Source organism: Trebonia sp., assembly GCF_030042015.1.
In the GTDB taxonomy this organism is placed as follows: Bacteria; Actinomycetota; Actinomycetes; order Streptosporangiales; family Streptosporangiaceae; genus Trebonia.
This window is the reverse complement of sequence record NZ_JASIAL010000016.1, coordinates 1-6,892: the sequence shown is the minus strand read 5'-3', so window position 1 is coordinate 6,892 and position 6,892 is coordinate 1. Positions and strand designations below refer to the sequence as shown.

6 protein-coding genes are annotated in these 6,892 nt (G+C 72.3%); 5 read left to right on the top strand and 1 reads right to left on the bottom strand.

Annotated elements, in window-relative coordinates; all coding sequences use genetic code 11:
• The 4 genes from Q1N79_RS00790 to Q1N79_RS00775 all read left to right on the top strand — a co-directional run.
• The coding region (locus tag Q1N79_RS00790; protein WP_300602866.1) for a hypothetical protein at positions 1-741 on the top strand (741 nt) is incomplete at its 5' end.
• 60 nt (positions 742-801) lie between these two features.
• Complete coding sequence (locus Q1N79_RS00785) at positions 802-3,420, top strand: valine--tRNA ligase (protein ID WP_300602861.1); 2,619 nt, start codon at positions 802-804, stop codon at positions 3,418-3,420.
• A 27-nt stretch (positions 3,421-3,447) separates the two neighbouring features.
• Positions 3,448-4,905 (top strand): folylpolyglutamate synthase/dihydrofolate synthase family protein, encoded by a 1,458-nt coding sequence (locus Q1N79_RS00780; protein WP_300602869.1) that lies wholly within the window; start codon positions 3,448-3,450, stop codon positions 4,903-4,905.
• On the top strand, positions 4,902-5,231 hold the full coding sequence (locus tag Q1N79_RS00775; RefSeq protein ID WP_300602859.1) for a DUF4233 domain-containing protein: 330 nt from the start codon (positions 4,902-4,904) through the stop codon (positions 5,229-5,231). Before Q1N79_RS00780 ends, Q1N79_RS00775 begins: the two co-directional genes overlap by 4 nt.
• A 1-nt stretch (position 5,232) precedes the next feature.
• Here the strand turns inward: Q1N79_RS00775 and Q1N79_RS00770 are convergent, their stop codons facing one another.
• The gene (locus Q1N79_RS00770) at positions 5,233-5,856 is read right to left on the bottom strand and encodes a bifunctional 2-polyprenyl-6-hydroxyphenol methylase/3-demethylubiquinol 3-O-methyltransferase UbiG (RefSeq protein WP_300602858.1); all 624 of its coding nucleotides are present in this window, start codon (positions 5,854-5,856) and stop codon (positions 5,233-5,235) included.
• Positions 5,857-6,207: 351 nt separating this feature from the next.
• Here Q1N79_RS00770 and Q1N79_RS00765 point away from each other — a divergent pair.
• The coding region (locus tag Q1N79_RS00765; protein ID WP_300602856.1) for a hypothetical protein at positions 6,208-6,892 on the top strand (685 nt) is incomplete at its 3' end.

Sequence of the window (6,892 nt, the reverse complement as noted above, 5' to 3'; positions counted from 1 at the left end):
CCGGCCGGGCCGTGGGACACCCCCGCCCGGCGCCCGGGGGGCGCCCGTCGTTCCGCGCGCCGTGCGGGCAGCCGCGGTGCGCGCGGCAACCGCAGGCCGCTCGCCGTCATCGGCGTGATCGTGGTGGTGGCCATCGTGATCGGCGTGGTCGTCCTGGTCCGCCGCAATCCCGGCTCGGTGCCGCAGGCCGGGGCGCCGTCGCCGACCCCGAGCGCGCAGGCCCCCAAGAGCGCGCCCACCGCCAGGCCGTCGGCCGCCGTCGTCGGCTACACGCTGACGACGCCGGCCGTCGCGGGTGGCTACCCCAAGCTCACGCCGGTCCCCGCCGACGTGCAAAGCGCCGCGGCCACGCTCTCGCAGGACGTCCGCGGCCCCGCGCTGAGCGGGGGCGGCAAGATCACCGGCCAGTTCAGCGCGGCCTACCAGCTAGACGACGGCCAGGTGCTCGCCTTCACGGGATTCGAAGGGACTTTCACCCCGGCCAAGGTCCTGGCCGGCCTGGCCAGCCTCGTCACCGACCAGAGCACGGAGCCGGCGGGATCGCACGGCGGCATGCTGGCCTGCGCCACGGCGGCTGGCAGCACACCAGGGACCGTGTGCGTGTGGGTCACGACGACCACGATCGGCGTCACCGAGTTCTTCAGCCCGGACGGCCCCGAGGTGGTCACCGTGCAGTCCAAGGCGGCCTCGGACACGCTGAACGTCAGGGACAGCGTCGAGGTCGCCAAGTCCCGATCGTGAGCCCGGCGACAAACCGGCTGAGTACACGCCGGACCGCAGGAATCCGTAAACTCACTTGGTGTGACGACACGCGAGCCTGACGGGCTTCCCTCCCAGTACGCGCCGGCCGAGGTGGAGGCCCGCCGCTACGAGCACTGGGAGAAGGCCGGCTACTTCACGCCGGAAGCCCAGGAGAATCCCGGCGCCCCTGCGTTCACGATCGTGCTCCCGCCGCCGAACGTAACGGGCTCGCTGCACATCGGTCACGCGCTCGACCACACGCTGATGGACACGCTGACCCGCCGCCGCCGCATGCAGGGCTACCGCACGCTGTGGCTGCCCGGTATGGACCACGCGGGCATCGCCACCCAGAACGTCGTCGAGCGGGAGCTCGCCAAGGAGGGGCTGAGCCGCCACGACCTCGGCAGGGAAGCCTTCGTGGACCGGGTCTGGCAGTGGAAGGCCGAATACGGCGGCCGCATCCTCGGCCAGATGCGCCGCCTCGGCGACAGCGTGGACTGGTCCCGCGAGCGGTTCACCATGGACGACGGGCTGTCCCGCGCCGTCCAGACGATCTTCAAGCGGCTGTACGACGACGACCTGATCTACCGCGCGGACCGGATCATCAACTGGTGCCCGCGCTGCCTGACCGCGCTCTCCGACATCGAGGTGGACCACAGCGACGACGAGGGCGAGCTCGTCTCCATCCGCTACGGCGACGCGGCCGCGGGCATCGTGGTCGCGACCACCCGCGCCGAGACGATGCTCGGCGACACCGCGGTCGCCGTGCACCCCGACGACACGCGCTACTCCCGCCTCGTCGGCACGTACGTGGAGCTGCCGCTGACCGGCAGGCGGATCCCGGTCGTGGCCGACTCCCACGTCGACCCCGCCTTCGGCACCGGCGCGGTGAAGGTGACCCCGGCCCACGACCCGAACGACTTCGAGATCGGCCGCCGCCACGGCCTGCCGGGCCTGTCGATCATGGACGAGCGCGGCGTGATCACGGCGCCCGGCCCGTTCCAGGGCCTGGACCGGTTCGAGGCCCGCCCCGCGGTCGTCGCGGCGCTGCGCGAAGAGGGCAGGATCGTCGCCGAGGTCCGCCCGTACGTGCACGCGGTGGGCCACTGCAGCCGCTGCGGCACCACGGTCGAGCCGCGCCAGTCGCTGCAGTGGTTCGTCCGCGTCGCGCCGCTGGCCAGGGCCGCGGGCGACGCCGTGCGCGACGGCCGGACGCTGCTGTCGCCGCCGGAGATGAACGCCCGCTACTTCGGCTGGGTTGACGACATGCACGACTGGTGCATAAGCAGGCAGCTTTGGTGGGGGCACAGGATCCCTGTCTTTTACGGCCCGAACGGACAGGTCCGCTGCATCGGCCCCGGCGAGACTCCCCCGGCGGGGTGGGCGCAGGACCCGGACGTGCTCGACACGTGGTTCTCCTCGGCGCTTTGGCCGTTCTCCACGCTCGGCTGGCCGGACGACACCCCCGACCTGCGGGCGTTCTACCCGACAAGCGTCCTGGTCACCGGGTACGACATCCTGTTCTTCTGGGTCGCGCGGATGATGATGTTCGGCCTGTACGCGATGCGCACGTCACCGCCGCGGGACGCCGTGCCCTTCCGCACCGTGGCGCTGCACGGCCTGGTGCGGGACCAGTTCGGCAAGAAGATGTCCAAGTCGCGCGGCAACACCGTCGACCCGCTTGACTGGATCGACCGGTTCGGCGCCGACGCGACCAGGTTCACGCTGGCCCGCGGGTCGAACCCGGGCAGCGACACCGCCATCAGCGAGGACTGGGCGGCCGGCTCACGGAACTTCTGCAACAAGCTCTGGAACGCGACCCGATTCGCCCTGCTGAACGGCGCCACGTCCGCGGCAGCCCCATCCGCCACTCCAGCCCCACTGACGGCCACCGACCGCTGGATCCTCTCCCGCCTCTCCAGCGTGATCGCCGAGGTGGACGGGCTGCTCGAGCAGTTCGAGTTCGGCAAGGCGTGCGAGGCGCTGTACCACTTCGCCTGGGACGAGTTCTGCGACTGGTACGTGGAGCTCGCCAAGGTGCCGTTGAGCTCGGGCGACGAGGCGGCCGCGGCGGCCACCCGGCGGGTGCTGGGGTTCGTGCTCGACCAGATGCTGCGGCTGCTGCACCCGGTGATGCCGTTCGTGACCGACGAGCTGTGGTGCGCGCTGACCGGCGAGGACTCGGTCATGGTGGCGGCCTGGCCGACGCAAGAGTTCACCGACCCGGCGGCCGAGGCGGAGCTCGCCTCGCTGATGCGCCTGGTCACCGAGATCCGGCGGTTCCGTTCCGACCAGGGGCTGCGCCCCGGGCAGCGGGTGCGGGCGCACCTGGCGGGCATCGCGGACACGCCGCTGGCCGGGCACGAGACGGCCATCAGGTCGCTGCTGCGGCTCGACCCGCCTGGCGAGGCGTTCGCGCCCTCGGCGGCCCTGGCCGCCGAGGGCGTCACCGTGGAACTCGACCTCGCGGGCACGGTCGACGTCGAGGCCGAGCGCAAGCGCCTGGAGAAGGACCTCGCCGCCGCGCGCAGGGAGGCCGGGCAGGCCGCGGCCAAGCTCGGCAACGCCGCGTTCACGGACAAGGCCCCGGCCGGGGTGGTGGCGAAGACCAGGGAGCGGCTGGCGCTGGCCGAACGGGACATCACCCGGCTGGAAAGCCGGCTGGCCGCGCTGTCCTGAGCCCGCAGTAGGCTGAGCACCGTGGACATGGACGAGCGGCTGCGCGAGGTGGAGCTCGAGATCGCGGCGCGGCGCCCGGAGCATCAGATCTCCCCGACGCTGGACCGGATCACGATGCTCGCCGGACTGCTCGGCGATCCGCAGCGGGCCTATCCCGTCGTGCACGTCGCGGGGACCAACGGCAAGACGTCGATGACCCGGATGATCGACACGCTGCTGCGCGAGCGGGGCCTGCGCACCGGGCGGTTCACCAGCCCGCACCTGGTGTCCATGCGGGAGCGGATCTGCGTGGACGGCGTCCCGCTGACGGCCGAGCGCTTCATCGAGCTGTATGCGGAGATCCTGCCGTACGTCCAGCTGGTCGACGACAAGCAGCCCGCGGCGCTGTCGTTCTTCGAGGTGCTCACCGGCATGATGTTTGCCGCGTTCGCGGACGCGCCTGTCGACGTCGCGGTGATCGAGGTCGGCCTGGGCGGGACCTGGGACGCGACGAACATCGCGGACGGCGCGGTCGCGGTGGTCGGCCCGATCGCGATGGACCACATGAAATACCTGGGCGACACGATCGAGGCGATCGCGACGGAGAAGGCCGGCATCATCAAGCCGGGCGCGACCGCGATCCTGGCCCAGCAGCAGGTGGCGGCCGCGGAGGTGCTGCTCGCGCGCGCCGCGTCGGTCGGCGCGACGGTGGCGCGGGAGGGCATCGAGTTCGGCGTGCTCGCCCGCGAGCTGGCGGTCGGCGGGCAGCACCTCGTGCTCAAGGGCCTGCGCGGGACGTACGCGGACGTGTTCCTGCCGCTGTTCGGCGCTTACCAGGCGGGGAACGCGGCGTGCGCGCTGGCGGCCGTCGAGGCGTTCGCCGGCGTCGCGGAGTCCGTCGGCGTCGCCGGCGGCTCGCTCACGCTCGGTCCAGGGCTGAGCTCGGCGTCCCTGGACCCGGACCTGGTCAGGGACGGGTTCGCCAAGGCCAGCTCGCCTGGCCGGCTTGAGGTGCTGCGGCGCAGCCCGACGGTGCTCGTCGACGCCTCGCACAACCCGGCCGGCATGGCCGCGACCCTGGAGGCGCTGACCGAGACGTTCGGGTTCGCCAGGGTCATCGGGGTCGTCGCGGTCAGCGAGGACAAGGACGTGGCCGGCGTGCTCGCCGAGCTCGAGCCGGTGCTCAGCGACATCGTGATCACGGCGAACTCCTCACCGCGCTCGATGCGGGCCCGCGAGCTCGCGGTCATCGCGCGCGAGGTGTTCGGCGAGGACCGCGTGCTCGTCGCCGAGCGCCTTGACGACGCGATCGAGGCGGCGGTGAGCCTGGCCGACGAGCCGTCCGCCGGCGAACTGCCCGGCCGCAACGCCGTCCTCATCACCGGCTCGGTCGTCACCGCGGGCGACGCCAGGCGGCTGCTCGCCCCGGGCAGCCCGCCCGATCCTGCGCCGCCCGGCCCGGGAACTCCTGCCAGGCACTCGTTCACGGCGGGAGACCTCTCGTGAGGCAGTTGTGCGGCACGGTGCTGATCATGGAGGCGATCATCGTGGCCCTGGCGATCGCGCCCACGATCGCGCTTGAGCATGTGCACGGCGGCACCGCGGGCGCCGTCGGCGGCGGCATCGCCGTGGTCGCGATCGTGCTCGCCGGCCTGGTCGGGCGGCCCCGCATGGGCTGGGTGCTGTACGCCGGCTCCGCGCTGCAGGTCCTGGTGATCGCCGCCGGCGTCGTCATTCCCGCGATGTACGTCCTCGGCGTGATCTTCGCGGCGTTCTGGTTCACGGGCATCTGGATGGCCAGGAAGTTCGAGAAGCGCTCCGCCGCCGCCTGACTCACTGCAGCTGCACTGGTCCCGAGGGCGATGCCCGCGGGCGGGCGGTGAACCAGGCATGGTCCGCGGTCAGCCACCGGCCGAAAGCCAGGTCTGCCGCGGCGAGATCGGCGTTCAGCCCCGCGTCGCTGATCTCGTGGCTGGTCCAGGCATGCGTCCAGGTCCGGCCGCCTGCCCGGTACTCCAGCTCGCAGACAATCCCGCGGGGCACCCTGCGGCAGGTGCGGATAACCACGGTGATCCCGCCCACCTCACTTTCCCGCGGCGCGTCAGGGAATGTATCGAACCAGGCGGGCGGATGGTACTGGAACACGGCCATGCCGTCGGCGGTCAGGTGATACCTGCAGGTCGCCAGGAACGCGCCGCGCTGCCTGGGACCAGCGTTGAGCAGCGTGCTCGCCAGCAGCACGGCGCCGAATCTCTCCTCCAGCCGCAGCGACTCGATCGGCGAGCACGTCACTGGCAGGTCGGTGACGTGCGCGAGCATGCCCGGTGAGTCGTCCACCCCGTGCACCCGGTGCCCGAGCAGGGCCAGCGGCCTCAGGGTCCGGCCGGTACCGCAGCCCAGCTCCAGAACCGATGCGCCTTCCGGTACCGCGGCGTGCACGATACTGGCCTCACCCAACGGCGGGAGCAGCGCATACAGCTCGACGGCACAGCCGTCACCGGTGATCTCACCAGGCCCGGTCCCGGCATTCCGGCGCACGCACCGTCAACGGCGATCAGCAGTCGGCCATTCCGCAGACCAGCCCGCCGGACGCCACAACGGCCTTCTGCTGCTCATGTCGAGCAACGCATCCCGTCCTGGTCCCCGGTCACCGCCATGTCCCGGCTGCGTGCTGCCAGCCAGAGCCGGGGCGGGAGCAAAGGGAAATCCCTGGGCATAGGTAACCGCCTATCAGAACTGCCCGCGTACGCGCCTGGTTCGGCGTTAGGCTCGTCACCGTCCCGCAAAGTTACCCGAAGTGAGCGGAACGTGACTGATGGTATAAGGCCTGGCCCCGCCGAAGCAGCCACATCGACTCTGCCCTGGCCGGGAAGCGGCGAAGATCCGTGGGAACCGTCCGGCACAGCCGCGCTGGCCGCCACCGCGCTGGCCGGCACCGCGCTGGCCGATACCCTGCTTGACCTGATCCCTGTGCTCGGCGTGCCCGCGGGCGACGCGGGCCGGGCGGCGCGCGGCCGGGAGGCCAGCGCGCTGCGCGACACCCAACCGCAGGGGATACCGGCGATCCTGGACATCCCGTTTCCAGGTCCAGGCACCGCCGTCGTGCCCGTTCCGCTCATCCCGCCCGCGGGCGGCGGCGCGACCGGCCGCCGCCAACGCGGACGACGCCGGCGAGCAACGCCATGGCAGCCCGCCATCGGCGGCTACGCGGCCGGGTTCGTGCTCGCCACCGTAGTTCCGCTGTGCCTGCTGCAGGTCCCGTATGCCGCGCTGCAGTTCGCGGCAGCGGCCGCGGCGTCCCCTGCCGGCCTCGTGCTGCGGGCGGCCAGCCTGGCGCTGCCGTTCGCCGTGGCGGCCGCGCCGCTTGGCGCGCTGGCAGCCGTGCGGATGCGCCCCTGGCCCGTGCTGCTCGCCGGGGTGCTCGTCATCATGGCCGGCGACGGGCTGACCGGGCTGGCCGGCGGGACACCCGCCACGAGCGGCGCGCTCGCGG

Excerpts from the sequence above, each read along its gene's own strand:
- Q1N79_RS00780 (WP_300602869.1), top strand. The coding sequence starts at position 3,448 with ATGGACGAGCGGCTGCGCGAGGTGGAGCTCGAGATCGCGGCGCGGCGC.